Consider the following 23991-nt stretch of genomic DNA (forward strand, 5'->3'; position numbering starts at 1 on the left):
GATGCTCACATCAGGTTTGTTATCGCACTTTAGCTTTCCCAAAGTGACGATGCCCTGCTAAGCATCTAGCCTTAGATGACCTCTTTTCACCAAAATAACCGTGTCTTGTTCGGCAAAAGGATGGTGTTGACTCAAGTGCGGGCTACGTAGCCAAGTATGTTGTGGGTAACGACCGTGTTCATCTTTCAACTCCCCACTAACCACCAGCAATTCTTCGCCGCCAAAGTGATGGTGAGTCTTAATCACCTTACCTGCAGGGCATTTTACTAGCGCGACTTGCTGTTGTTCGAACTGATGTAAAGGCAGCACAGCAAAGCCACCGAAACCAGACAGCCAAGGCTCGAGATTACTATTGATCCGCACTTCACTCGTATCGGCCAGAGCAAATTGATTCAGCTTCACAAACAGAGTACAGCCCAACTGACTAAAAGGACGATGTTTGCTCCCCGGTGGATTTCGCAAATAAGTACCTGCCGGGTAGTCTCCCTGTTCATCAGAAAAAACCCCTTCCAGTACCAAAATTTCTTCACCTAAAGGATGCAGATGTTCGGCAAAATGAGACTTGGCTTGGTATTGAACAATACTGGTGACATGACCCGATTCTTTGGCCGCACGCTCCAAAGGTTTACGCAATACGCCTATCGATGGGCTAGTTTGCCAGGCCATTTGCTGGGTATTAATCGCCACCGCTTGGTTAAAGTCCATATTCAACATACTCGATCCTGTAAGTTGCTCATAAAACTTGCCCATTAGACTCAGCCTATTTCAACAAAAATGCAAGTATTAAACGATGCTAATTAGCAGCTAAACTAACTCGGGCCACCCGCCGAAACCTCCTACGCCCTTGGCGAAACCAAGATATAACCGCTCATCGCCTTGAACTGCAATTCATCGCAAAGCACTGTCCCCGAGTCGTCTCTCACTTAGGCTTAAACGGTCACTTTCCAATCCCAAGGATGAATCATGAAAAAACTAACGCTCGCAAGCCTATTACTCATCGTGAGTTACTCGGCCATGGCAGATTTAGAGCCACAATTACTAACTCGTTATTTTCAAGCCGCCCAAGGCGATTATTCTGAGTTGGAGCAACTCTATCAGGAAATGCAAACTGCTCAGCAAGGGCAACCCGGCGATGCATGGGCGCTGTTTTATTTGGGCGCAACGGAAACGCTAAAGGGTGATGATGCCTGGCTACCGTGGCGCAAACTTAATTTCACCGCAGATGGCTTGGCTCGAATGGACAAAGCCCTCAATATGATAGGCCCCAACCACTGGCAACAACAATATCGCAGCCTACCACAAGCGCTGTATATGCAGGCAATGGCAGCCATTACCTATAGCAGCGTACCGCAATTTTTTAACTACCAAGAACGCGGCTTCGAGTTATTTCGCCAAGTCCTCGCGGATCCTCAATTACTGAACGCTCCCGTACAGGCCAGCACCTGGATCTACAGTTTTGCCATTGAAACGGCCCTCAAGCAAGACCAACAGCCACTGGCCCAAGCGTGGTTGAAGCAGCTGCGAGCCAGTGGCATCGATGACTCGTATAGCCAACAAGCCGAACAATTATATGCCCAATATAGCAAACGCTAAGGAGCTATCATGTTGCAACTCAACAATATCGCCAAGTCTTATCAAACTGGACAAGTAAAGTGCCAAGCGTTATCGGGCGTCAACCTCCAGATCAAACACGGTGAAATGGTTGCCCTCTGCGGCCCATCGGGCTCTGGTAAGAGTACCTTATTGAACATCTGTGGCTTACTCGACTTGGCATATCAAGGTGAACTATATTTTGACGGCGAGCATCTTCACAACAATGCTCACCATTGTATGTTACTGCGCCGACAGCAGCTCGGCTTTATCTTTCAACGTTTTAATTTGGTGCCCGTGATGAGCGCCTATGAGAACGTGGAATACCCCTTATTACTTAACAAAATGAGTGCAGCCACTCGCCGCAAAAAGGTGTTACAGATCCTTGACGCCGTCGGTATGTCGTCTTTTACCCAGGCGAAACCCGAATGTTTATCGGGCGGTCAACAGCAACGCGTCGCCATCGCCCGGGCGCTGGTTCATCAACCTCGCTTGGTGATTGCCGATGAACCAACCGCTAGTCTTGATAGCGTGAGTGCTCATCAGGTGATTGAATTGATGAAAAGCATCGGTGAAGCGCAACAAACCACCTTTGTAATCGCAACTCATGATAGCCGTATGAGTCTGCATTGTGAGCGACAAATACGACTTCACGATGGGCAAATACAAAGTGGGGGAAATCGCCAATGCGTCGCTTAAAACATGCGCTACTCAATGTACAACGTAATCGCCGTCGCAGCCTCATGTCACTGCTCATTATTGCGATTGCGGTGTTTGCACTGCTCAGTGCCGGCGGTTTCGGTTTATTTACTTACCAATCTTTGGCCGAAGCCGCCGCTCGCGAAACTGGCCATCTTACTTTGTCTAATCGCCAATACCTAAGTCAACAAGAAGACTATTCTCTACAGTTTGGTTTAAACAATTGGCAAGCACAACGCGATAGCTTACTCAGTTTCGCCGCAATTAAGGCCGTACAACCGCGCATCGAATTTAGCGGTTTGATTAGCCACGGCGAGAAGTCTGCCATTTTTGTTGGTCAAGGAGTACTGGCCAGCGAGTTTAGCCAAAAGGGGCCATTTCTGACGCTAAAATCTGGCAAACTGCTCTCCGAAGCTGAAGATCCAACGCAACCACAAATCTTACTTGGAGACACACTGGCAACTTACATGCGAGTTCAAGTCGGCGATTGGCTGACTTTACTCACCACCACGAGCGAAGGTGCTTTGAATGCTTACGATTTTAAGGTGCAGGGCTTGGTGTCCACCGGCGTACCTGACTTGGATAAACGCTTGGTTTACACCTCTCTAAGTTTAAGCCAAGCCTTATTGGGCAGTGATAAAGTGAGCTTGATGTCGGTATTTGCCTTCGCTGATCAAGATATTCCAACTTTACAACGACAAGTGGAACAGCAATTTCCTAGCCTGTTGGTCAGGCCTTGGTGGCAGCAAGCTTTTTTTTATGATGCGGTACGCAACTTATATAACCGCATTTTCAGCGTATTGGGCCTAATAATGGGATTAGTGGTATTTGTTTCGTTATTTAATACACTTAGCATGTCGGTCACCGAACGGACTCGCGAAATTGGCACCCTCGCCGCTTTAGGAACCGCCCCCTCCGAACAACTAAACGGTTTTGTCTTAGAAGCGGTGATATTGGCATTGTTTGGTGCAGCCCTCGGGATCTTGCTGAGCGCAGGGCTATCCCTAACGCTACTATTTGCCGATATTCAAATGCCCGCCCCCCCAGGACGTAGTGTTGGTTACCCCTTATTGATTCACTTTTCTTGGCCGCTCGCCGGCATCGTTGCCTTGAGCGTCGTATTGATCTGCAGCCTAGCTTCAGCCATTGCAGCCCGAAAAGGTCTAAAAAAACCGATTACAGAGGCTCTAATTTATGTTTAATTTATTGAAATATTGGTTATTTTTATGTTTGTTGCCATTTAATGCCGCCCATGCCGACAGCGAAATCCAGCAGCGTTTATTGCAAGCCGACTCTTATCGACTGCAAAGTCGTTCGGCCAAAGTAGTGACCATCGTGAGTCAATATAAGCACCAACAACGAACCAAGCAGCATCGCTATCATGTATATATTCGCCCAGAACAAAAGTCACTGGTGGTATTTAAAGCGTCAGCCGAACGCGGCCAAAAATTACTAATGTTGGGTGATAAATACTGGTTATTAATGCCCAATAGTCGACGGCCGATTCGCATAACACCAATGCAAAAACTACTAGGCGAAGCCTCGGTTGGTGATATCTCGACGCTCACTTGGAGTGAATCTTATCGAGGCAAAATTGGCGACTCTGCCGAACTCAATGGCAAACCCGCTATCAAACTACAATTGCAGGCTAAAACCAGTGGAGCCACTTATCAAAAAATAGAGCTATGGGTGGAGCAAGCCAATAACTTTCCACTTCAGGCCGATCTTTACTTAAGATCCGGGAAACTAGCCAAACAAGCCTATTTTAGTGCGGGTCAGCGCGATGGCAGAATCGTGGTACAAAGCATGACTCTGATAGATAGCATTCAAAGCTATAAAAGTACCCAGATTGACTATCAATCCATCACCGACTATCGCTTAGCCGACAAATACTACAATCCAGCTTATCTCAGTAAACAATCATTAGATCAATTGTAAATTCACATTTTAGATTGTTTTCACCCCACCGAGTCACCCGTTTATTCGAGTCTCTCGGTATTACTCTCCCGCTCCTCGCGTGTGAGGTATTTACAGTTAAATACCTCACGAATTAACAAGTTTAAGGACATTCTTCACCCAGAAACCTACCCAGCCCTTGTTCCCTGCGTTTCAGCTGGTAAAATCCCTCCCAGAATTTTTAAGTATCCGAGAAAGAGCAACCCATGGGCAGAAGTTTTGAAGTACGTAAGGCCTCGATGGCCAAAACCGCAGGTGCTAAGACCAAGGTTTATTCTAAATACAGTAAAGAAATCTATGTTATCGCTAAAAACGGCGGTGCCGATATCGACGCAAATCTGCAATTACGCAGTGTAATTGACCGCGCCAAGAAAGATCAGGTACCTAGCCATGTTATCGATAAAGCCATAGAGAAAGCGAAAGGTGGAGCAGGTGAAGATTACGTACCAGCCCGCTACGAAGGTTATGGCCCTGGCGGTTGTATGGTGATTGTTGACTGTTTAACCGATAATAACAGCCGTACCTTTACCGACGTTCGTCAAGCTTTTGTTAAAACCAAATCAAAAATTGGCAACCAAGGCAGCGTGGCTCACATGTTCGATCACCAAGCAATCTTTGCTTTTCAAGGTGACGACGAAGATGCCATTTTAGAAATCCTATTAATGGATGACGTAGAAGTCACTGACGTAGAGTGCGAAGACGGCATGATTACCGTGTTTGCTCCTCATACTGAGTACTTCAAAGTTAAAACTTCACTGATAACAGCGCTACCAGAACTAGAGTTTGAGATGGAAGAAATTAGCTTCATTCCGCAAAACTACACCAAAATTAGCGGTGATGATGTGGCGATGTTTGAAAAATTTCAAGCTATGTTGGACGACTGTGATGACGTACAAAACGTTTATCACAACGTGGAACTTGACTAATACCAATTGAAATCGGTTGATGATCAAAAGTTACCCGCTTAAGATCGACAAAACAAGGCTGAAATTGAAGTCACCATTACCGGACGCCCAATTTCAAAAACCATGCTTCTCGATTTTAACCCGCTCCTATGATCAGCATCTTGTTTCGCTCGGTATAAACTCAAGTGGACCAACCAAGCCTGATACACTCAGGCTTGGGGGACTTTAAAACTTGCTTCCCTCTGCATCTCATTGCACACTGAAACAATCTAATAGCAACTTAAGCCTTTGGTATGAGCAAACTTGATGCGGCGCAAGATCAGCAGTGGCGACAACAATTACGCCATCAGATCCGCCAACAGCGCGGCAGCTTAAGCCCCACCCAGCAGCAACAGGCCAGCCAAGCGATCCTCGAATACTTACAAGCGGATCCCACCCTAGTAAAACCACAACGAATCGCCTTATATTTAGCCTTTGATGGGGAACTGGATCTTTCATTAATTATCGACTGGTTGTGGCAGCAAAACAAACAAGTCTTTGTCCCTTTAGTCGACCCAAATACCAATGGAAACATGTGTTTTCATCACTATCATGCCAACACACTGATGCAACAAAACCGCTTTGGGATCGCCGAACCCATTTTTGACCCAGCGGCGGTCATTCCCGGCCAGCAATTAGAACTGATCTTAACCCCTTTGGTTGCTTTCGATGCCGAGGGAAATCGACTGGGTATGGGCGGTGGCTATTACGATCGTTTATTGGCGAATATAGAAACCGATCCCCCGCTGGTGGTTGGCTTGGCTCACGACTGCCAGCAAGTCGATGCAGTTCCTGTTCAGGTATGGGATCAGCCCTTAAAACGGATCCTCACCCCCAGCAAAGACTGGCGCTGGTAAGCGCCTAATTTAGCTCACCCGACGCGCAGCCTAAAAACAACAATCGACATTGGCGTTCACCTTTGTGCTTGGTTATACTGCGCGCCAAATAGCCAACTTATTGGCAAATTCTCACAACTATCGCTTCGGAGCATCGCAATGACACAAGATGAAATGAAAAAGGCCGCAGGCTGGGCCGCCTTAGATTACGTACAAAAAGACACGATTGTTGGTGTTGGCACGGGTTCTACGGTTAATCATTTTATTGATGCTCTCGCCACCATGAAGAATCAAATCATCGGTGCCGTATCCAGCTCTGAGGCATCAACCGAAAAACTATTGGCTTATGGCATTGAAGTATTCGACTTGAATAGCGTCGACCAATTGTCTATTTATGTCGATGGAGCCGACGAAATTAACGGCCAAAATCATATGATTAAAGGCGGTGGTGCGGCATTAACCCGAGAAAAAATTGTTGCAGCGGTCGCCGAAAAATTCATTTGTATCGTCGACAATACCAAACAAGTGGATGTTTTAGGTGAGTTTCCACTACCAGTAGAAGTGATCCCTATGGCTCGCAGCTATGTGGCGCGTGAATTGGTAAAACTGGGAGGCGATCCCGTATACCGAGAGGGAGTTGTCACCGATAACGGCAATGTTATCTTGGATGTACATAGCATGAAGATCATCAACCCGCTTGAAATGGAACGTGATATCAATGCTATTGCTGGTGTCGTGACCAATGGCTTGTTTGCCGCTCGCGGCGCAGATCACGTGGTGATTGGTACTCCAGAAGGCGCTCTAAAACGCTAAATAAGCAAGCGAACAAAAAAATGGGTGCTTTCTGCACTCCTTTTTTTGTGACATATTCCAACCAGTCTCAATTCGTCTCTAATTACTGCCAGCCAAGTACAAATATACCAAATATAAAACTATCAATCATGGCAAACTCAGTGTTTTAGCCGAAACATGAATAAATTTTGATGTAATAAAATTACATTCCCTAAGTGGTGCTTTTTTGCTAAATTTACTCGCTCAAGCGGTAACATGGGTTTTAGGAAGCAAACATGGCAAAGTATTCGTTAGGCAAGGAAAAAATTAAGGTTTTGTTATTAGAGGGTCTGCACCCGAGTTCATTACAGTCCTTTCAATTAGCTGGTTATGAGAATGTAGAAATGATCAAAACTTCGCTAGCAGAAGACGAACTGATAGAGAAAATCAAAGATGTTCATTTCATCGGTATTCGTTCTCGCACCAACCTCAACGAACGAGTGCTTGCCGCCGCGAATAAGTTAGTGGCTATTGGTTGTTTCTGTATTGGTACGAATCAGGTTGACTTAGCCGCCGCGCAAAAAAAGGGCGTTCCCGTATTTAATGCTCCCTTCTCTAATACCCGTAGCGTTGCCGAGTTGGTATTAGGTGAAATCATCTTATTGTTTCGCGGTATTCCAGAGAAAAACGCCAAAGCACACCGCGGCGAGTGGATCAAATCTGCGGATAATTCTTTTGAAGCTCGCGGTAAAAAATTGGGCATCATCGGTTATGGTCATATTGGCACCCAACTCGGGATCTTAGCTGAAACCCTAGGCATGCAAGTCTACTATTACGACATCGAAAGTAAGCTATCTTTGGGTAATGCAAGCCAAGTAAATGACTTAAACCAACTCTTGGCGATGAGTGATGTGGTTAGTTTACACGTGCCTGAAACCCCCCAAACCAAATACATGTTTGGAGAAGCTCAATTTGCAGCAATGAAGCAAAATTCAATTTTAATCAATGCTTCACGCGGTACTGTAGTCGATATCGAAGCGCTGGTTGCTGCTTTAGAAAGTAAAAAATTAGCCGGGGCAGCTGTCGATGTATTCCCAACCGAGCCAAAATCAAACAAAGAAGAATTTGTCTCTGCGCTACGTGACTTCGACAACGTCCTATTAAGCCCCCATGTTGGTGGTTCAACTCAGGAAGCCCAAGAGAATATCGGCATCGAAGTGGCTGCGAAACTAGCCAAGTACTCAGACAATGGTTCAACGCTGTCAGCGGTTAACTTCCCAGAAGTGGCTCTGCCTGAGCATACGGGCACCAGCCGCCTGTTACACATTCACCATAACCAACCGGGCGTATTAACCAAAATCAACTTAGCTTTTGCTGAAGATGCGATCAACATTGCTGCTCAATATCTACAAACCAATGCTAACATTGGTTACGTTGTAATTGATGTAGAAACAGCACAAGCAGATCAAGCGATAGCCAAACTAAAAGAAATTGAAGGTACAATACGCGCGCGTATTTTGCATTAATTTGATTCGCTAAGTCGCAAAAAAGCCAGTCTAAATGCTGGCTTTTTTTGTGCCTATAGAAAACCAGTCTAGGCAAATTACTTGTACAAGACTCAAATTGCTATATTCTTAGTGTACTCTGTTTCGTCACTTATCCTAGATAGCTGGCTTAGCCTTCTTAATCCCTTTGGATAATTATGACATCAGCACTGCGGCTTCGTTACCAAACTATCGAGTTTGGTAGTACCGACATTCACCTTTGCACCTTGCGTGACAATCAGCAATTTAGCGACCCAGATGGTATCGCATTAAAATTAGGGATTTCGTCAGCCACTTGGCCACTATTTGGTATTGTTTGGCCTTCAAGCATGGTACTGGCCCATCATATTTCAGACTATCAAACAGGCAACAAACGCATTCTTGAGATAGGCTGTGGTATTGGACTTTCTAGTTTATTGCTTAATCAACAAAATGCCGATATTACCGCGACCGATTACCACCCCGAAGCAGAGTTTTTCTTGCAGCGCAACACCTTACTTAATGGAGATAAATCCATTGACTATCAACGAGTTGATTGGGCAGACAAGCGAGATCATTTAGGTCGGTTTGATTTAATCATCGGCAGCGATCTGCTTTATGAAGATGAGCATATTAAACTACTGGCAAATTTTATTGAAAACCATGCCAACCGTAAATGCGAAGTGATTTTAGTTGACCCCGGTCGAGGTCGAAAAAGTAAGCTGAGTCAGTGTATGACCCAATATGGATACCTTAATACTCATAAAAAACCGCTACATACTGACTATTTAAATACGCCTTTTAAAGGGCATATCTTAAAGTTTTGGCGTGATAGTTAAATCAAGCTGGCAAAATGATGGTCCAGTGCACATGTTGATGTGATTCAGCTTCGCGCGAAATTAGCCCTTAGGGCGACTCAATAAACCTTTGCAAATAAGCCGGAGCTTGGTGTTTACCATAGTATTTTTCAACCACCTTTAAATATTGGCCATTCTCTTTAATCATCTGAAAACCAAGCCAAAAAATGTCTTGTAAATGTTTATACTTATGAGAAAAAATGATATCTCCTTCGTCAATAAATAAGGGCTCCTCAGCCTGCGCAAATTTACTGACATCCTCGGGGAAATGCTGCTTAATGACAGCCCATCCTCCTAGCTCGGTGGCAACAAACATATCATCGCGTTCCGCATACACTTTTTCCACATTTTGATGCAAAGTTCGAACTAATTCTGGTTCAATATCGGCTTTAGCAAACTCTGGGAGTAAAGCACCACCACGAATATAACCGATTTTATAGCCTTGCAAATCACGAAGCTCTTGGTAGTCCAGCCCTTGAGGGAAATGGCTCTTTAAATAAAATAATCGGATATTAACGGCGTAAATAGGTATATATGATATTTGCAACTTCGCATCATCATAGTAGAACCAATTATGAGTCCCCAGGGCTCCGGCGACCGCGTTAGTTGCAACGGCCCGAACCACTCGGGGCAGAGAGTAAACCCGATAATTAACCTTAATTCCCACTGCTGCGAAGGCTGCGCTAGCAAGTTCAGAAAGAATCGCTTCTCGACCCCCCATTAACGGTGGATAGTCTATTGTCGCCAACTCAACGGTATCGATATCTAGTTGAGGGTCCGCTTGAACTCGGCCAGAGGTCACGATGAGAAATGTAATGAGCATTAAGCAAACGCCCCAGAGTCGTCTTGCAAAACAAACCTTCATCGCTCATCACCGCCTTGCTATTAGCTAATAGGGCTGAAATTCATAAGTTTTGTAAGTATAACCAAAGAAAACAAAACACCTAATTTTTACATCGCAGATGCTCACGACCACGACCCACACCTTCGCCGAGTATCTTAAAATAGTAAATGTTAAATATGTTTAGGATCGCCGATTAACTTACACTCTAAATAACAAGCAAACAAAAGCTGAGGAAGCGTTTAAAAGTCATATCAAGTGGGAATGCCAGCCTCATTCAGCTGTTTAGTTAGATCATTTCCGGAGGGGTTGCGCTAGAGCGAACCAACAACTGAGTTGGCACGACCGTATCTTGGTTAACTTTACCACCTGTCAATATTTTTAGTAGGGTATGCATCGCTATTTTACCAATATCTTCTTGCGGTTGGCGAATGGTCGTGAGTTCTGGATTAGTGTATTCGGCAAACAGGAGGTCATCAAAACCTACGATAGATAATTGCTGTGGTACTTTAATACCAAGCTGAGTCGCAGCCTTCATCGCCCCTAACGCCATCATGTCATTAAAACAAAATAAAGCAGTCATCGAGTAATGCTGCTGTAAACGCATAAACGCACTATAGCCAGACTGAAAACTAAAATCCCCCTCCTCAAAAGCCGCTTCATTGAGCGTATATCCAGCTTGAAGTAGAGCATCTTGATAACCCGCTTTACGGTCAATACAGATAGGATTTTCCATGGGACCGGTAATACAAGCTATTTGGTGATGCCCTATATCCTGCAAGTAATCCACCGCCCGTTTAGCCGAACCTCGATTATCGATGCGGACCGTTGGTATAGGAAAATCGGGAAAATATTCACAAGCCATAACCATTGGAATGCTCGTCCCTTGTCGGATCTCCATCGGTAGCTCGGCAGTTAAAGAGATAATGCCGTCAGCCTGCTTGCTGCGGACTAAGTCCATATATTCTTTGGCTTGTTCTACAGTGTGGATAGAGTCACCGAGTAATACTTTATAAGCATTTTGTAAGGCAATCTGCTGTATACCACGCACAATATTTGCAAAAAACATATTGGCGATATCCGGCACAATAATGACCACTGTTTTCGATTCACTTCGCCTCAGGTTACGAGCGATAACATTAGGAGCGTAGCCCGACTGGGCAATCGCCAGCTCAACCTTAAGCCGAGTTTTATCCGATACTTTTGCTGGATCCGTCATAGCACGAGAGACCGTAGCAGTTGATACTCCAGCAAGCTTGGCAACATCTTTTATGGTTGGCATGAACAGTCCTAGTTGCTAATAACACCAGCACAAAGCTTCGGTCGACGCTCCGTAAGTTCATCTAAATGTAACGGATTACATCGGTTTTTGCAAAAGCGCTTTACGCTATTTGCTTTACGGATAACGTTTCTTAACCGGTGACCATTAAAGCTCAACATTGATCACATTTACGCAACAACCGCTAGATAAAAGCCAACATCTTGTATAGATTTTATCCACCAATGAAAAAAACACATGACGAAGCGAAATAAACCACCGGAGTAAATGAACAACATGATAACTCTTAAAATACAAAAATGTAATCGATTACATTTAGTCATTACTGATTCAACGGATCGATAAGGAATACCGATGAAAAACCTACAAGGACCCGCGCTATTTCTGGCTCAATTTGCCAGTGATGAGCCCCCCTTTAATACCCTCGATAATATTGCCCGTTGGGCTGCGAGCTTAGGTTACAAAGGGGTACAAATACCGAGCTGGGATAAACGTTTATTTGATCTGGAGCGCGCCGCCAACGATTTAGCATATTGCCAACAAATTTTAGCGCTGCTTGACGGTCACGGTCTCACCCTGACCGAATTATCGACTCATTTACAAGGCCAACTGGTGGCAGTACACCCCGCTTACGATGAAATGTTTGACGGCTTTGCCCCCGAGCAGTTTTACGGCAAACCAAAAGAGCGTCAACTATGGGCTGTCGAGCAATTGTTACTGGCAGCAAAGGCATCACAAAACCTTGGGCTTCACGCCCACGTCACTTTTTCCGGAGCCTTGCTATGGCCTTATATGTACCCGTGGCCACAGCGTCCAAAAGGGCTAATTGAAACGGGTTTTGCCGAACTCGCTAAGCGCTGGCTGCCCATTTTGGATGCCTTCGACCAAGCTGGTGTCGATCTATGTTATGAAATACATCCCGGAGAAGACTTACACGATGGCGTGAGCTTTGATCGATTCTTAGCTGCAGTTAAATACCATCCACGCTGCAACATCCTATTTGATCCGAGCCATTTTGTTTTACAACAACTCAATTATTTAGACTTTATTGACCGCTACCACCCACGTATAAAAATGTTCCATGTCAAAGACGCTGAATTTAATCCAAGCGGCCAACAAGGTATGTATGGAGGCTACCAAAGCTGGAGTGAACGAGCTGGCCGATTTCGCTCCTTAGGTGATGGGCAGGTTGATTTTGTGAGCATTTTTTCCAAGCTGGCACAGTACGACTTTACAGGGTGGGCCGTGGTGGAATGGGAATGCTGCCTGAAACATCCTCAAGCAGGCGCTGCCGAGGGAGCAACCTTTGTCAAGAGAAACCTCATTCAGGTGACCGATAAGGCCTTTGACGACTTTGCCGATAGCGCAATCGATCAAGCAGCCAACTTACGCATTTTAGGTTTATAAGGAACAAGGTATGACTAAGATTAAATTAGGCATGGTTGGCGGGGGAAGTGGCGCATTTATCGGTGCAATTCATCGCATAGCCGCCCGTTTAGATGATCAATTTGAGCTGGTCGCTGGCGCCCTCAGCGCTGATCCGAACAAAGCCAAACAATCGGCAGCAGAACTTGCTATTGAACCGACACGCTGTTATCTCGATTATCGAGACATGGCCGAAGCCGAAGCGGCACGTAGCGATGGCATCACAGCGGTAAGCATTGTGACGCCAAATCACTTACACTTCCCGATTGCGGAAGCGTTTTTACAGGCTGGCATTCACGTCATTTGTGACAAACCAATGACCTGCTCACTACAAGAAGCCTTAAGCCTGCAAACATTGGCCACTCGCAGCGGAAAATTATTTGTATTAACGCATAATTATAGCGCCTACCCGATGATACGGCAGGCCCGCCAAATGGTCAGCGAAGGGATCTTAGGTAGACTGCGTTTAGTTCAAGTCGAGTATGCCCAAGATTGGCTGACCACCGCCACCGAAAATAGCGGTAATAAACAAGCCGCCTGGCGCACCGACCCCCGACGTTCTGGTCCTGCAGGTTGTTTAGGTGACATTGGTACCCATGCTTTCAACTTAGCCACCTTTGTCTCTGGCTTACAAGTCGAACAAGTCAGCGCAGAACTCACCAGCTTCGTCGAAAATCGAATATTAGACGATAACGTACATGCAATGCTGCGTTTTGAGCAAGGTGTACGCGGTATGTTGTGGAGTTCGCAAGTCGCCCCCGGCAATGAAAACGGGCTGCGGATCCGGGTCTACGGTAGTGATGGCGGTTTAGAATGGGCGCAAGAGCAGCCCAATCAGCTAATTTACAGCCCCTTTGCGCAACCAAGCCGGATCTTAAGTCGAGCTGGTTATGGTTATCAATCAGGATCCCCCCATTTAGTTAGAACGCCGGCAGGCCACCCCGAGGGTTACCTCGAGGGCTTTGCTAATTTATATCAAGAAACCGCGCAAGCTATCCGACTGTGCGCGGCAGGAAAATCTCCCACTGAAATCTTTGCCAACAGCCTATTACCGGGCGTAAAACAAGGTGTTGAAGGCTTACAATTCATCAATGCAATGTTGTTTTCTTCACAAAATAACGGCCAGTGGACCGCTTTGGAGAATGGGCATGAAGCAAGCTGAACCCATTCTAAGCCTAGAGAAAATCAGTAAACACTTTTCTGGGGTACCTGTATTAGATGGCATTAGTGCACAGATAATGCCCGGCGAAGTGATGGGGATTTTAGGCGAAAACGGAGCTGGAAAATCCACGCTACTGAAAATTATTTCCGGTATTTATCAAAGTAGTGGCGGTCGAATTTCAGTCGCCGGAAAACAAGTAAAGATCAATAGCCCTAGCGATGCGAAAGCACTCGGTATCGCCATGATCCCTCAAGAATTTAACCTCATCGCTAGTTTGAACGTATTTGAGAACATCTTTCTTGGGCAAGAACTCAAGGGGCCAATATTACTCAATAAAAAAGCGATGCGCCAACGAACTCAAGAGTTATTAAGTTTACTTGAAACCGAGCTATCAGCAGATGCCCTGATTGAGCAACTGAGTGTCGCCGAAAAACAGATGGTCGAAATAGCCAAAGCCTTGGTTAATGACGCTCGACTGCTGATTATGGATGAGCCAACAACCGTGCTCACCAGCCAAGAAGTCACGGTGTTATTTAAACTGATTGAAAAGTTAAAAGCGCAAGGTGTCACTATTTTATTCATCTCGCACAAGCTTAAAGAGGTAAAACAATTATGCGATCGGCTGATGATCTTGCGTGATGGTTCACTCATCACGATTGAACAGGTAAGTGAAATCAACGAACAAGACATGGCCCGTAAGATGGTTGGTAGAGAACTTAATCAAGTATTTCCTCTGCGCTCGGAAATTCAATCCCAGCAAGCACTAAAGATTCAGCAGCTCTCAATCAAAGGCCTGCTGCACGATATCAGTTTTAGTGTACGCCGGGGTGAAGTTCTGGGTTTTGCTGGCTTAGTCGGTAGTGGCCGAACCGAAATGGCAGAGGCAATCATGGGCCTCCGCCGACGCCATTCTGGAAAAACATGGGTTCAGCAACAAATGGTATCGATCCATAACATTAAGGATGCCCTAAAACACGGTCTGGCTTACTTAAGTGAAGATCGCCAAGGCTGTGGCCTTACCATGAACTTTAACCTACCCGAAAACATCAGTTTGATTTCTTTAAGCCAATACTGCAAAGGCTTAATTAATCATCGTAAAACTCACCAGACAGCCGAACACTATGTGAAGAGATTCGATATTAAAGCCGCGTCATTAAATAGCGAATTATTGTATTTGAGCGGAGGGAATCAACAAAAGGTTTATCTGGCGAAATGGATGGACACCCAACCACAAATTTTAATCCTCGATGAACCCACTCGGGGAGTGGATGTAAATACCAAGAAAGAAATTTATCACTTTGTACAAAACCTTACCGAACAAGGCTTAGCGGTCGTAGTGATTTCCTCCGATATGGAAGAGTTAATAGGCCTTGCTCACCGGGTACTGGTAATGCGCGAGGGTCGGATCCAAGGAGAACTCAAGGCCCAGCAAATTAATGAACAACAAATTATGTTTCTGGCGGCGGGGCTAACCTCACAAGCGACCACCACCACACCTCAACGACAGGAGAGCGAGCATGAATGAGCTTGCAAAAATGAAAACTAAAAACCAGCCGAAGCGAGCAAGAACTTGGCTCAGCAGATTGCCAACACTTAGTATTTCAAATTGGGCTCCACTCCTCGCGCTGTTAATTTTGATCTTACTCTCGGCCTTAGCGAGCGAACACTTTCTGATCCCCAGAAACCTCACGAATGTACTACGCCAAGTCTCTTACACCGGAATTATCGCCCTTGGGATGACCTTTGTGATTATCGCTGGTGGGATCGACTTGTCGGTCGGTTCGATGCTGGCCTTGGTCGGTGTATTAGTCATTATGTTACTCAACTATTTAGGGGATGGTTGGACTAGCGTTGTCATCGTAATTGTCGCAGCAATGGCAATGGGAGCTGCCTTTGGGGCGCTCAACGGCTGGCTCACGACCAAAGGTAAAATTGCCGCCTTCGTTTCGACTCTAGCCACCATGTCTATTTTTCGCTCACTCACCCTTTACATTAGCGATGCTGGAGAAATGGTCTCGCAAAACTCCTATTACCCAGATCTCGGAGGGGGCTACTGGCTAGGTATTCCGATCCCAGTCTGGCTATTTTTGAGTTTAGCGCTATTAGGCCATGTGGTATTGCGCCACAGCGCGTTCGGGCGCCACCTTTGCGCGGTGGGCTCAAACCCTAAAGTGGCAACTTACTCGGCAATCAATGTACAAGGCGTGTACTTATTAAGCTTTGTGATTGTGGGGTTTACCGTGGGTTTATCCGCACTCATGCTTTCGTCACGGCTGAATTCGGTGAGCCCTGGAGACGCGGGCCTATTTTACGAGCTGGATGCGATTGCCGCGGTGGTGATTGGCGGCACTTCGCTATCCGGTGGCAAAGGAACCTTATGGGGGACGGTTATTGGAGCCATCATTCTGGGGATTATTAATAATATGCTGAATTTATTAGGGGTTTCTCCCTATCTACAAGGAACGGTAAAAGGCTTGGTTATTTTGATTGCGGTATTAATGCAATTCAAACGAGACCGCTAAAGCCACGCCGTCAATTTAATACGAAGGAGAGCAAGTCATGAGTTTATTACAACACATAGGAAAACTGCTACTGGGTATTGTGCTTGTCAGTTCACTAAGCATCAATATCGCGATAGCAAAAAACCTCAAAATTGGAGTATCGGTACCCTCAGCAGACCATGGTTGGACCGCTGGGTTGCTGTGGTGGGCAGAAAAAGCTGCCAAAGATTTTAAACAGCAAGAAGATGGGCTGGAGTTTTATGTAGTCGCAGCCAGCTCAGGCTCAAAACAAGTGGGGGATGTGGAAGATTTAATGATTAAAGGGATCGATGCGCTCGTCATTTTACCCCACAATCCAGCAACGCTACAGAAAGTTATCGAAGAAGCCTACAACAGCGGTATTTATACCGTCGTGGTTGACCGAGAACTGGAAGTTCCCGCCCAAAATGTATTTATTGCCGGAGATAACGCAGGTCTTGGCAGAGTCAGTGGTGAATGGCTTGCAAAAGAAATGAAAAACAAAGGAAAGGTGGTTGTGATTGAAGGCATGCCCATTCCGATTAACAAGCAGCGAGTAGACGCCTTTAATCGAGTGATAGCGAAACATCCAGACATCACCATATTAGACAGTCAGCCAGCCGATTGGTCGACCCAAAAAGCCTTGGCTGTCATGGAAAACTATTTACAAAAACACCCTAAAATTGATGCGGTATGGTGCCAAGATGACGATATGTTAAAGGGTGTGATGCAGGCAATCAAAGAATCTGGGCGCAGCGATATTAAAACCGTTTTAGGTGGCGCAGGTTCACAGGACATTATAGCCATGATCGTGAATGGAAACCCCGTGGTAAGAGCCACAGTGACCTATCCACCAAGCATGATTGCTTCAGGGATTGCGTTAGCAATTACCGGGTTACGTCATGAACATTTAGGTAGAATGTATCACAGTGCACCATCACGAGTGATTTTAGCGGCCGAACTGGTTGATACCCACAACGCCCAAGACTTTGTGGTAAGCGATGCCGCCTATTAAGTCGACCGACTAATCGTATATTGATGCAACTCTCCAAGTCACAAGTCCATTCCACGCGGCAGGACTTGACTTGGAGAGTTCTCACAAAATGCCAGGCTTATTCGACGGCTTTAAGTGTTTCAAGGGTAATTGGCTGCTGCATAAAATCGAGCATGTGTTGCGGTAAAGCTCTCCCACCGTAGTACTTTTGAATAATGGTTAAATATTCTCCATTCGCCTTGATGGCTTCAAAACCCTGTTGGAATAACGCAGCCCAATAGCGCTGTTGACTCGCGAAAATAATATCCCCACTAATGTTGAGGATCGCTTGCTCTGCGGACGAAAACTTATCGACATGCTCAGGATAGTAGCGCTCAATAATCGCCCAGCCTCCAAGCTCGGTAGCGGCAAACATATCATCTCGTCCCGCATAAACCTTATGCACATTTTGGCTCAAATTTCTCACTAAATCCGGTTTAATCCCTTCACGTTCAAATACAGGAATCAGTGAACCGCCACGGATATAACCGATTTGGTAGTCTTTGAGTTCGCTTAAATCTTGATACTTGAGTCCCTCGGGAAAACGAGATTTTAAATAAAAGAGCAGCATATTCAGGCTATACATACGAATGAAAGCAACCGGTTCATCAGCGGGCGCATAATGAAACCAACTATTACTGCCTAAGGCCCCTACCACACTATTACTGGTAACCGCTCTCACCACCCTCGCCAACGGATACACTTTATAAGTAACGGTTATTCCCATCGCATTAAAGGCCGCCGTTGTAATATCGGTCATGATGCTGTCTTTCTTGCCCAGTAGCGGCGGATAATCAATAGTGACAAACTCGACTTCGGTGGGCGGCACTGGCTGTGCGGCCAGCGGCAAAGCAAAGTTCATCATCAGCGCCAACCACATCAGCTGCAGCAAAGAGAGCGATTGTTTAAACTTTTTATCCATGTTAAGTGCTCTGACAATTCAAACTAATTCTGCAGGTTCAGCGTAAACCAGCAACTGAAAGCCAACTCGTACACCACAAGCTAAGCCTATTCGTAGTCCGTCGTGAAGTTTGAGAATCGGCACCTTTCATCAACCGTCCGGCACAAGGATACTGGCCGCTACTTGATCGTCACTAGGTTGAGTCAACTACATCCTCTGGCTCGGACTTATGATTCGCTTGTCCAATCAATCATCTTCGGTTAATAAGTTAAAACTAACATCGACGTTATCACTAAATACTAGCTGAGCAGCCTGATAGGAACTACTATTCCCATCCGCAGCTAAATTCGCCCGTTCTGTTTTCATCATTGGCACCCCCGCTTGACTGCGGTAGTTCACCTCGGCGACGGTACCTAAACGGCTATTATATGCATCGGCCAGTTGTTTGGCTTTTGCGTAGGAATCTTCCACAGCCATCGCGCGAACCTGATGCTGATATTGTTCTGCTTGTGAGCTGGTATATTGCAAGCGACGAACCTCATTCACACCACTGAGCATCGCAGCATCCAATACGCGAGTGAGTAAGTCCAGACTTGAGAGCTCTACAACGATACTACGTTGTGCACGGTAACCGACAAATATTCGTTCGCGGTCTTGATAGCGGTACTCAGCTTGAATTTGTAATTGGCTAGCTTCGAAACGATCAGATTCGCTGAGCAGATTAGCCAATTTTGACTGTGTGACCTTCACGATTTTATCCACTTGTTGCTTCGCATCACCAGCGGTCTTCGCCAGACTCGAGGCCTGTAAATCAAGTTGTACCTGATCGGCAATTACCAATAGCTTCGCTTCACCATTCGTATGTAACAATGCGGCAAATACTGGTTGAGCTGTCGCGCAACAGCAAATGACTAGCGCTAACAGATAATTCTTCATCTTATTCCCTCGTAAGCCCTCGGGCATATTCATCTTTTATGGTTAATCTTCTCTAGATAAAAACCCTTGCGGAGCCGTTGAACCGCCTTAGTAGAGGCTTTATCTGCCACAGACCCCGGAAATATATCCGCTCAATCTGCCTTAGCAAACAATCAACAAACATCGCTTCATCGCCGCTGCCCAATCAAGTTGAATTTTTCAGGTGGCGCCACATAACCTTGATAGGCATCCACCGGTAGGCTGGCTAAACGCTCAACTTGCTGTTGATTCTCCACCCGTTGTGCCACCGTCACAATTTGCAAATTTTTAGCCGCACGACAAATAGCACTCAAGAAATGACTATCGCCCCCTTCAACCAAAGCCTGAGCGGTATAACCATAATCAATTTTCACATAATCTGGTTTGACTCGACTTAAGTAACTCAGTGAGTTTAGGTTACGACCATATTGATCGATGCCAATCTGAAAACCAAGGTCACGCAAGCAATCGATGCATCGGCTAAGTTCACTATTTTCATGCAAAAATGCGGTCTCTGGGATCTCAAAAGCCATCCGCTTTGCCACTGTTTGCTGCTGCCGGGCAAAACCAACCAACCAGTTTAAAAACTGAACATCACTCAAGGCCGACAAGGTGAGATTAATGGCTAAGCTTAAGTCTAGCTGTCGATGCAAGGCAATGGCGGCTTTTTCTACCACCATTTGGTCAAATTGAGCGCCCAGTCTAAATTGTTCAATTGCCGGCATAAATTGCCCAGCGGCATAATCTTGAGCATCGACCTCGATAGTCGTAAACAGTTCATGGTGTAACACACTATCGGTATGAATAAACTGAACCACTTGAGTTTTATAATTCAAGCTTTGCCGCTCAATAGTGCTTTCCAGTAACTGTTTCCATTGGCTACGAGGTATCGCATTATCTTCAACCGCTGCCAGACTATAATACCCCTCACGTTGCTCACGCGCGGCATGCAAAGCTGCATCGGCGGCAGTCAGTAATTGGCTAATATTCTCATCATGCTGGCGCAATACTAAACCCATCACCATCGGCCGACTGAGATAATGCTGCCAAGGCCCCAGTCGTTGCATAATGTCTTGATGCGCTTGCTTGGTCAGCGCTAACAATTGTTGCTTATCAAAGCCTTCCGCTAAAATAGCGAACTCTAATTTACTAATGCGAGCAAATACCAATTGTTGTTGTTGCTGGATATAACTAGAAAATAATTCGCCCACGGATTGAATCAAGTGATCACGTGCGACAAAACCATCTCGCAGATGGATGGCTTCTATCACATCAAGTGAGAGCAAGACCACACCTCCAACTCCGGATTCAGCCAACCAAGACTGACTCTGACTGACAAAATAAGCTCGATTGCCCAAACCTGAGACCGAATCCTGAAAAGCTTGCTGACGGAGGATGCTCGCCTCCCGGACCTGTTGCTCAAACTGCTGGGCAATACTATCTGACATATGATTAATCGCCCCCACTACACTGCGCAGCTCTTGAGTGCGAGGCAAGGGGATAGTTTGCCCAAAGTTACGCTGTTCCAACTGTTTGGCTTGCTCTTGAATTTGTTCTAGCGGCTTTAATAAATAACGTAGCGCTCGCATCAGCAATAGTACTGTAACCAAATAGCCCACCACAAACAGTTTGGCGAGATCAAGCATGGCATCCCATAACTGCAAGTAGGCATAGCCAGAGTGAGCAACCACATTTAATTCGCCCAACTGCATCCAACCACTAGTGAGCACCTGCTGTTGGGCGCTCGGTTTAAACCACGCCAGCGAGATAAACCAGTCAGGTACCCCCTCAATGCTGGCGCTATTACGTCGATCAATCAATTGATTATCAGTGAACATTTTCAGGCTAATTTGCTGATAGTAGCCACTGTCGAACATCGCGTTAATCACCGACTCGGCCGCCACTTTATCATTCGCTTCAAGATAAGGACTCAAGGACAATCCCAAAGAGGTAACTGTATTATTCACATCTGAGAGCTGCTGTTCAGACAAATAAGTTCGAGTATTGTTAACATCAATCGTAAATACAACGGCAAGTAAGCCACCATAAATCAGCAATACGACTATCAATAATTGGCGATATAAGGTCATAGTGGTCCCCTAGCCCTCAAAATTCTTTACTGGTTTTTTCAATTGATTGAGCCGCCAGCGCTGTTGTAAATCGGTCCATAATTTAAGCCGAGAAGAGTTACCCGCCAACTGACCTCGACCTTTTTCTTTCATTAGCCAAAGATGCTGACCGTTGAAGCTATAGATCGGTACTAAGTCGCCACGTTGTGTCGCTGGCAGGATCCTTGGATTGATGTTATCAAGAATAATGGGAACCGAAGCCGGAGTTTTATAATACGCAACAACCATATGAAACTGATTATAAGTCAAAGACTTAACGTAGACCAAGCGCATCTTGCTATCATCAACCCCTAATTCGATTAAGGAGAAATATTTGGCGATGCTAAAATCGTCACAATCACCAGCGGCTGCGCCTAAAAATTCAACCGGAGTCGCCCAGTAATCTTTTTGTCCCCAAACTTCAATATCATCGACAAATAACATTTGATTGAAAAAATCATTGACCCGATTGAGCTGCTCGGCCTCTGCAATGGTTTGACTCTCGGCAATCAACTGACGCCAGGCGCGAACTCTTAATTCGGCTCTTTCACCATAAAAACTGCGGACCGTGGCGGCAAGCTCTTCCAGTTGATAGGCCGAAGCGAGTAGCAGCATTGGCCAAATTAAAGCCATCAGCCACCAGCGTGAAAAAAGGCGCCGCATGCCGCTAACCTAAGGCTTTAACTGAGACGTGTAGATAGTCCATTTAGGGACCACATTGCGGTATTTTTGTTGCACAAATATACGGACTCGACGATTGGCAGCCGCCGCTTGAGGTGAATCATCATCCACCAACTGTTGGCTTTCGCCCATAGGCTGTAGTTGGATCCTCTGCTCACTTATTTGAAAACGCTCAACCAGTACCTGGCTCACAGCCTTCGCCCGTTGCCGCGAAAGCTGCAGATTATAGTCTGCACGACCGCTAGCACTGGCGTAACCTTCAACCCCAATTTCAACCTGAGGATAACGCCGCATAAATTCAGCGACTTGCTGTAACTGCGGCTCAAACTCACGCTTCAATTGACTCGAATCATTTTCAAAAAATACCATCAGCTCATAACTATCAACATTTAATTGATAAGCAGCACAACCATTATTATCAATTTCAGCCCCAGATTCGGTATCGACGCAAAGATCTCGTTGATTAATGACCCCATCGCGATCTTGATCAGCACGGTCGTAGCCCGCCAATTCAACCCTATAAGGCTCAACACTCTGGCTACAAGCCATCAGATTGAAGATCGCCAGTAGGATGACTGCGCTCAATTTAAGCATTAAAAAGTCCAATCTTCGGGTCGGTCTACCCGTAATCCTTCGAGCAATTGCCCAGTGGCATTCAGCAGACGGTATTTCGCTCGTAATTCGTCAATATCGGCAGCAATAAACTCATTTTGAGCTTCAAATAACTCGTTCTCAGTATTCAGTACATCCAACAAACTACGCTTTCCCAAATTAAACTGTTTTTTGTAGGCGCTCACTGTTTGGTAACTCGCATCAACGTGCCGCTGCAAGAATGATTTTTGACGAACCAATACATCCCAGGCATTCCAAGCCAAGCGCGTGCCCTCAGTGACTTGACGCAGCGCATCCTCATTCATCGATTTGGCCCGATTGACCTGATAAGCGCTCTGACGAATCGCCGCTGAATCACTGCCACCATTAAATAAGTTATAACGCAAGCGTAGCATCGCCGCTAGCTCATAATCTTTGGTATGAGCGAGACCGTTTTGGTTACGATTCCAATCCCCATCTAACTCTAAAGCAACCTCTGGGTAGTTACGCGACTTAGCCACGGTATTTTGGGCATTCGCGGCTGCAACATCATATTGCGCAGACTTTAATGCGGGGTGAACTTTCAAGGCCGCATCAACCGCACTATCAAGATCCGGCGGTAACAAGTTCATATCGGCCGCCGGCATGACCAAATCCTGAGGGAGACTATTCACCACTCGCAAAAACTGGCTTTGAGCATCCAATAGGTTATTTTGAGCGGAGAGAGCATTGGTGTTCGCTCGAGCCACTCGACCGTTAATTTGAGTAAGATCGGCACTAGAACCTAGCCCGGCATCGGTGCGCTTCTTAATATCCCCTTGGATCGCCAGATGAGTTTGCAAATTATTCTCAGCCAAGGCAAGCAATTGCTGTTGCTTGAGCACCTCTAAATAAACATTCACGACCTGCAACGCAATATTCTCGGCATCGTTATACAATAACCACTGATCGGCCCGCGCCTCATTCTCGGTTCTCGATACCTCACCGGTAGTCGCAAAACCGCTAAATAATAACTGACGAATACTAATACCAAGCTCTGTAGGATTGGCGCTATTGGTACCTGACGCGTTTGTTTCCCGTTGCCCCCACCCCGCGCCAGCATTCAAATCAACCTTGGGATAAAAGCCGCCCTTTGCCCCCTGATATTGCTCACCACTTGCCTTAAACTGGTTAAAAGAAGATTGTAATTGAGGATGCTCGGTTAAAGCTTTGGCCACCGCTTGCTCTAAAGATTGAGCCGAAGCGAAATTACAGCTCATCATCAATCCAAACGTAATGCTTAAGCACAACTTGTTCATTAACTCTCCTTGTTAACTGGTAC

General features: G+C 45.9%; 23 protein-coding genes. 14 read left to right on the top strand and 9 right to left on the bottom strand.

Annotated features, from left to right (window positions below; genetic code table 11):
• Positions 1-57 precede the first annotated feature (57 nt).
• A complete protein-coding gene (locus ACRRS0_RS18020) occupies positions 58-714 on the bottom strand; it encodes a cupin domain-containing protein (protein ID WP_432456142.1) in 657 nt (218 codons plus the stop codon).
• A gap of 249 nt (positions 715-963) precedes the next feature.
• On the opposite strand from ACRRS0_RS18020, the gene ACRRS0_RS18025 reads away from it, so the two are divergent.
• The 9 genes from ACRRS0_RS18025 to ACRRS0_RS18065 all read left to right on the top strand — a co-directional run bounded on the left by ACRRS0_RS18025 (position 964) and on the right by ACRRS0_RS18065 (position 9158).
• Complete coding sequence (locus tag ACRRS0_RS18025) at positions 964-1593, top strand: hypothetical protein (RefSeq protein ID WP_432451836.1); 630 nt, start codon at positions 964-966, stop codon at positions 1591-1593.
• A 9-nt stretch (positions 1594-1602) separates the two neighbouring features.
• The gene (locus ACRRS0_RS18030) at positions 1603-2289 is read left to right on the top strand and encodes an ABC transporter ATP-binding protein (RefSeq protein ID WP_432451835.1); all 687 of its coding nucleotides are present in this window, start codon (positions 1603-1605) and stop codon (positions 2287-2289) included.
• Positions 2277-3491 carry an ABC transporter permease gene (locus ACRRS0_RS18035; protein WP_432451834.1) on the top strand — a complete coding sequence of 405 codons (1215 nt, stop codon included), beginning with the start codon at positions 2277-2279 and terminating at the stop codon, positions 3489-3491. The genes ACRRS0_RS18030 and ACRRS0_RS18035 overlap by 13 nt, the downstream gene beginning before the upstream one ends.
• Positions 3484-4227 carry an outer membrane lipoprotein-sorting protein gene (locus ACRRS0_RS18040; RefSeq protein ID WP_432451833.1) on the top strand — a complete coding sequence of 248 codons (744 nt, stop codon included), beginning with the start codon at positions 3484-3486 and terminating at the stop codon, positions 4225-4227. The genes ACRRS0_RS18035 and ACRRS0_RS18040 overlap by 8 nt, the downstream gene beginning before the upstream one ends.
• A gap of 224 nt (positions 4228-4451) precedes the next feature.
• Entirely contained in the window at positions 4452-5171 is a 720-nt protein-coding gene (locus tag ACRRS0_RS18045; protein ID WP_432451832.1) for a YebC/PmpR family DNA-binding transcriptional regulator, read from the top strand.
• Between the two features lie 272 nt (positions 5172-5443).
• A complete protein-coding gene (locus tag ACRRS0_RS18050; protein WP_432451831.1) occupies positions 5444-6046 on the top strand; it encodes a 5-formyltetrahydrofolate cyclo-ligase in 603 nt (200 codons plus the stop codon).
• 138 nt (positions 6047-6184) lie between these two features.
• A complete protein-coding gene (rpiA, locus tag ACRRS0_RS18055) occupies positions 6185-6838 on the top strand; it encodes a ribose-5-phosphate isomerase RpiA (protein ID WP_432451830.1) in 654 nt (217 codons plus the stop codon).
• Between the two features lie 254 nt (positions 6839-7092).
• Entirely contained in the window at positions 7093-8322 is a 1230-nt protein-coding gene (gene serA / locus ACRRS0_RS18060) for a phosphoglycerate dehydrogenase (RefSeq protein ID WP_432451829.1), read from the top strand.
• A 176-nt stretch (positions 8323-8498) separates the two neighbouring features.
• The gene (locus tag ACRRS0_RS18065; protein WP_432451828.1) at positions 8499-9158 is read left to right on the top strand and encodes a class I SAM-dependent methyltransferase; all 660 of its coding nucleotides are present in this window, start codon (positions 8499-8501) and stop codon (positions 9156-9158) included.
• A 67-nt stretch (positions 9159-9225) separates the two neighbouring features.
• On the opposite strand, the gene ACRRS0_RS18070 is transcribed toward ACRRS0_RS18065, so the two are convergent.
• Positions 9226-9999, bottom strand: a complete 774-nt coding sequence (locus tag ACRRS0_RS18070) for a substrate-binding periplasmic protein (RefSeq protein WP_432451827.1) — start codon at positions 9997-9999, stop codon at positions 9226-9228.
• Positions 10000-10306: 307 nt separating this feature from the next.
• On the bottom strand, positions 10307-11299 hold the full coding sequence (locus ACRRS0_RS18075; protein ID WP_432451826.1) for a LacI family DNA-binding transcriptional regulator: 993 nt from the start codon (positions 11297-11299) through the stop codon (positions 10307-10309).
• Between the two features lie 351 nt (positions 11300-11650).
• Between ACRRS0_RS18075 and ACRRS0_RS18080 the strand changes: the two genes are divergently transcribed.
• Genes ACRRS0_RS18080 through ACRRS0_RS18100 form a run of 5 tightly spaced genes read left to right on the top strand, consistent with a single transcriptional unit; the run spans position 11651 to position 17417 of the window.
• Positions 11651-12703, top strand: a complete 1053-nt coding sequence (locus ACRRS0_RS18080) for a sugar phosphate isomerase/epimerase family protein (RefSeq protein WP_432451825.1) — start codon at positions 11651-11653, stop codon at positions 12701-12703.
• Positions 12704-12713: 10 nt separating this feature from the next.
• Positions 12714-13883, top strand: a complete 1170-nt coding sequence (locus tag ACRRS0_RS18085; protein WP_432451823.1) for a Gfo/Idh/MocA family protein — start codon at positions 12714-12716, stop codon at positions 13881-13883.
• The gene (locus ACRRS0_RS18090; RefSeq protein ID WP_432451822.1) at positions 13870-15408 is read left to right on the top strand and encodes a sugar ABC transporter ATP-binding protein; all 1539 of its coding nucleotides are present in this window, start codon (positions 13870-13872) and stop codon (positions 15406-15408) included. The genes ACRRS0_RS18085 and ACRRS0_RS18090 overlap by 14 nt, the downstream gene beginning before the upstream one ends.
• The gene (locus ACRRS0_RS18095) at positions 15401-16405 is read left to right on the top strand and encodes an ABC transporter permease (RefSeq protein WP_432451820.1); all 1005 of its coding nucleotides are present in this window, start codon (positions 15401-15403) and stop codon (positions 16403-16405) included. Before ACRRS0_RS18090 ends, ACRRS0_RS18095 begins: the two co-directional genes overlap by 8 nt.
• Before the next feature lie 37 nt (positions 16406-16442).
• The gene (locus ACRRS0_RS18100) at positions 16443-17417 is read left to right on the top strand and encodes a substrate-binding domain-containing protein (RefSeq protein ID WP_432451819.1); all 975 of its coding nucleotides are present in this window, start codon (positions 16443-16445) and stop codon (positions 17415-17417) included.
• A gap of 97 nt (positions 17418-17514) precedes the next feature.
• On the opposite strand, the gene ACRRS0_RS18105 is transcribed toward ACRRS0_RS18100, so the two are convergent.
• From ACRRS0_RS18105 to ACRRS0_RS18130, 6 genes are all read right to left on the bottom strand, one after another.
• A complete protein-coding gene (locus ACRRS0_RS18105; protein ID WP_432451818.1) occupies positions 17515-18357 on the bottom strand; it encodes a substrate-binding periplasmic protein in 843 nt (280 codons plus the stop codon).
• 225 nt (positions 18358-18582) lie between these two features.
• The gene (locus ACRRS0_RS18110) at positions 18583-19272 is read right to left on the bottom strand and encodes an SIMPL domain-containing protein (RefSeq protein WP_432451817.1); all 690 of its coding nucleotides are present in this window, start codon (positions 19270-19272) and stop codon (positions 18583-18585) included.
• A 167-nt stretch (positions 19273-19439) separates the two neighbouring features.
• The gene (locus ACRRS0_RS18115; protein ID WP_432451816.1) at positions 19440-21380 is read right to left on the bottom strand and encodes a bifunctional diguanylate cyclase/phosphodiesterase; all 1941 of its coding nucleotides are present in this window, start codon (positions 21378-21380) and stop codon (positions 19440-19442) included.
• 9 nt (positions 21381-21389) lie between these two features.
• On the bottom strand, positions 21390-22061 hold the full coding sequence (locus ACRRS0_RS18120) for a transglutaminase-like cysteine peptidase (protein ID WP_432451815.1): 672 nt from the start codon (positions 22059-22061) through the stop codon (positions 21390-21392).
• 9 nt (positions 22062-22070) lie between these two features.
• Positions 22071-22673 carry an OmpA family protein gene (locus ACRRS0_RS18125; RefSeq protein ID WP_432451814.1) on the bottom strand — a complete coding sequence of 201 codons (603 nt, stop codon included), beginning with the start codon at positions 22671-22673 and terminating at the stop codon, positions 22071-22073.
• Positions 22673-23968, bottom strand: coding sequence for a TolC family outer membrane protein (locus ACRRS0_RS18130; RefSeq protein ID WP_432451813.1), 1296 nt, complete (start codon positions 23966-23968; stop codon positions 22673-22675). The genes ACRRS0_RS18125 and ACRRS0_RS18130 overlap by 1 nt, the downstream gene beginning before the upstream one ends.
• Positions 23969-23991: the final 23 nt, after the last annotated feature.

This window comes from Agarivorans sp. QJM3NY_29 (genome assembly GCF_050870835.2).
Taxonomy (GTDB): Bacteria; Pseudomonadota; Gammaproteobacteria; order Enterobacterales; family Celerinatantimonadaceae; genus Agarivorans.

What these genes read in the sequence shown, in the direction of transcription:
- ACRRS0_RS18020 (WP_432456142.1), bottom strand. Translation starts at nt 714, where the DNA reads ATGTTGAATATGGACTTTAACCAAGCGGTGGCGATTAATACCCAGCAA.
- ACRRS0_RS18025 (WP_432451836.1), top strand. Translation starts at nt 964, where the DNA reads ATGAAAAAACTAACGCTCGCAAGCCTATTACTCATCGTGAGTTACTCG.
- ACRRS0_RS18030 (WP_432451835.1), top strand. Translation starts at nt 1,603, where the DNA reads ATGTTGCAACTCAACAATATCGCCAAGTCTTATCAAACTGGACAAGTA.
- ACRRS0_RS18035 (WP_432451834.1), top strand. Translation starts at nt 2,277, where the DNA reads ATGCGTCGCTTAAAACATGCGCTACTCAATGTACAACGTAATCGCCGT.
- ACRRS0_RS18040 (WP_432451833.1), top strand. Translation starts at nt 3,484, where the DNA reads ATGTTTAATTTATTGAAATATTGGTTATTTTTATGTTTGTTGCCATTT.
- ACRRS0_RS18045 (WP_432451832.1), top strand. Translation starts at nt 4,452, where the DNA reads ATGGGCAGAAGTTTTGAAGTACGTAAGGCCTCGATGGCCAAAACCGCA.
- ACRRS0_RS18050 (WP_432451831.1), top strand. Translation starts at nt 5,444, where the DNA reads ATGAGCAAACTTGATGCGGCGCAAGATCAGCAGTGGCGACAACAATTA.
- rpiA (WP_432451830.1), top strand. Translation starts at nt 6,185, where the DNA reads ATGACACAAGATGAAATGAAAAAGGCCGCAGGCTGGGCCGCCTTAGAT.
- serA (WP_432451829.1), top strand. Translation starts at nt 7,093, where the DNA reads ATGGCAAAGTATTCGTTAGGCAAGGAAAAAATTAAGGTTTTGTTATTA.
- ACRRS0_RS18065 (WP_432451828.1), top strand. Translation starts at nt 8,499, where the DNA reads ATGACATCAGCACTGCGGCTTCGTTACCAAACTATCGAGTTTGGTAGT.
- ACRRS0_RS18070 (WP_432451827.1), bottom strand. Translation starts at nt 9,999, where the DNA reads ATGCTCATTACATTTCTCATCGTGACCTCTGGCCGAGTTCAAGCGGAC.
- ACRRS0_RS18075 (WP_432451826.1), bottom strand. Translation starts at nt 11,299, where the DNA reads ATGCCAACCATAAAAGATGTTGCCAAGCTTGCTGGAGTATCAACTGCT.
- ACRRS0_RS18080 (WP_432451825.1), top strand. Translation starts at nt 11,651, where the DNA reads ATGAAAAACCTACAAGGACCCGCGCTATTTCTGGCTCAATTTGCCAGT.
- ACRRS0_RS18085 (WP_432451823.1), top strand. Translation starts at nt 12,714, where the DNA reads ATGACTAAGATTAAATTAGGCATGGTTGGCGGGGGAAGTGGCGCATTT.
- ACRRS0_RS18090 (WP_432451822.1), top strand. Translation starts at nt 13,870, where the DNA reads ATGAAGCAAGCTGAACCCATTCTAAGCCTAGAGAAAATCAGTAAACAC.
- ACRRS0_RS18095 (WP_432451820.1), top strand. Translation starts at nt 15,401, where the DNA reads ATGAATGAGCTTGCAAAAATGAAAACTAAAAACCAGCCGAAGCGAGCA.
- ACRRS0_RS18100 (WP_432451819.1), top strand. Translation starts at nt 16,443, where the DNA reads ATGAGTTTATTACAACACATAGGAAAACTGCTACTGGGTATTGTGCTT.
- ACRRS0_RS18105 (WP_432451818.1), bottom strand. Translation starts at nt 18,357, where the DNA reads ATGGATAAAAAGTTTAAACAATCGCTCTCTTTGCTGCAGCTGATGTGG.
- ACRRS0_RS18110 (WP_432451817.1), bottom strand. Translation starts at nt 19,272, where the DNA reads ATGAAGAATTATCTGTTAGCGCTAGTCATTTGCTGTTGCGCGACAGCT.
- ACRRS0_RS18115 (WP_432451816.1), bottom strand. Translation starts at nt 21,380, where the DNA reads ATGACCTTATATCGCCAATTATTGATAGTCGTATTGCTGATTTATGGT.
- ACRRS0_RS18120 (WP_432451815.1), bottom strand. Translation starts at nt 22,061, where the DNA reads ATGCGGCGCCTTTTTTCACGCTGGTGGCTGATGGCTTTAATTTGGCCA.
- ACRRS0_RS18125 (WP_432451814.1), bottom strand. Translation starts at nt 22,673, where the DNA reads ATGCTTAAATTGAGCGCAGTCATCCTACTGGCGATCTTCAATCTGATG.
- ACRRS0_RS18130 (WP_432451813.1), bottom strand. Translation starts at nt 23,968, where the DNA reads ATGAACAAGTTGTGCTTAAGCATTACGTTTGGATTGATGATGAGCTGT.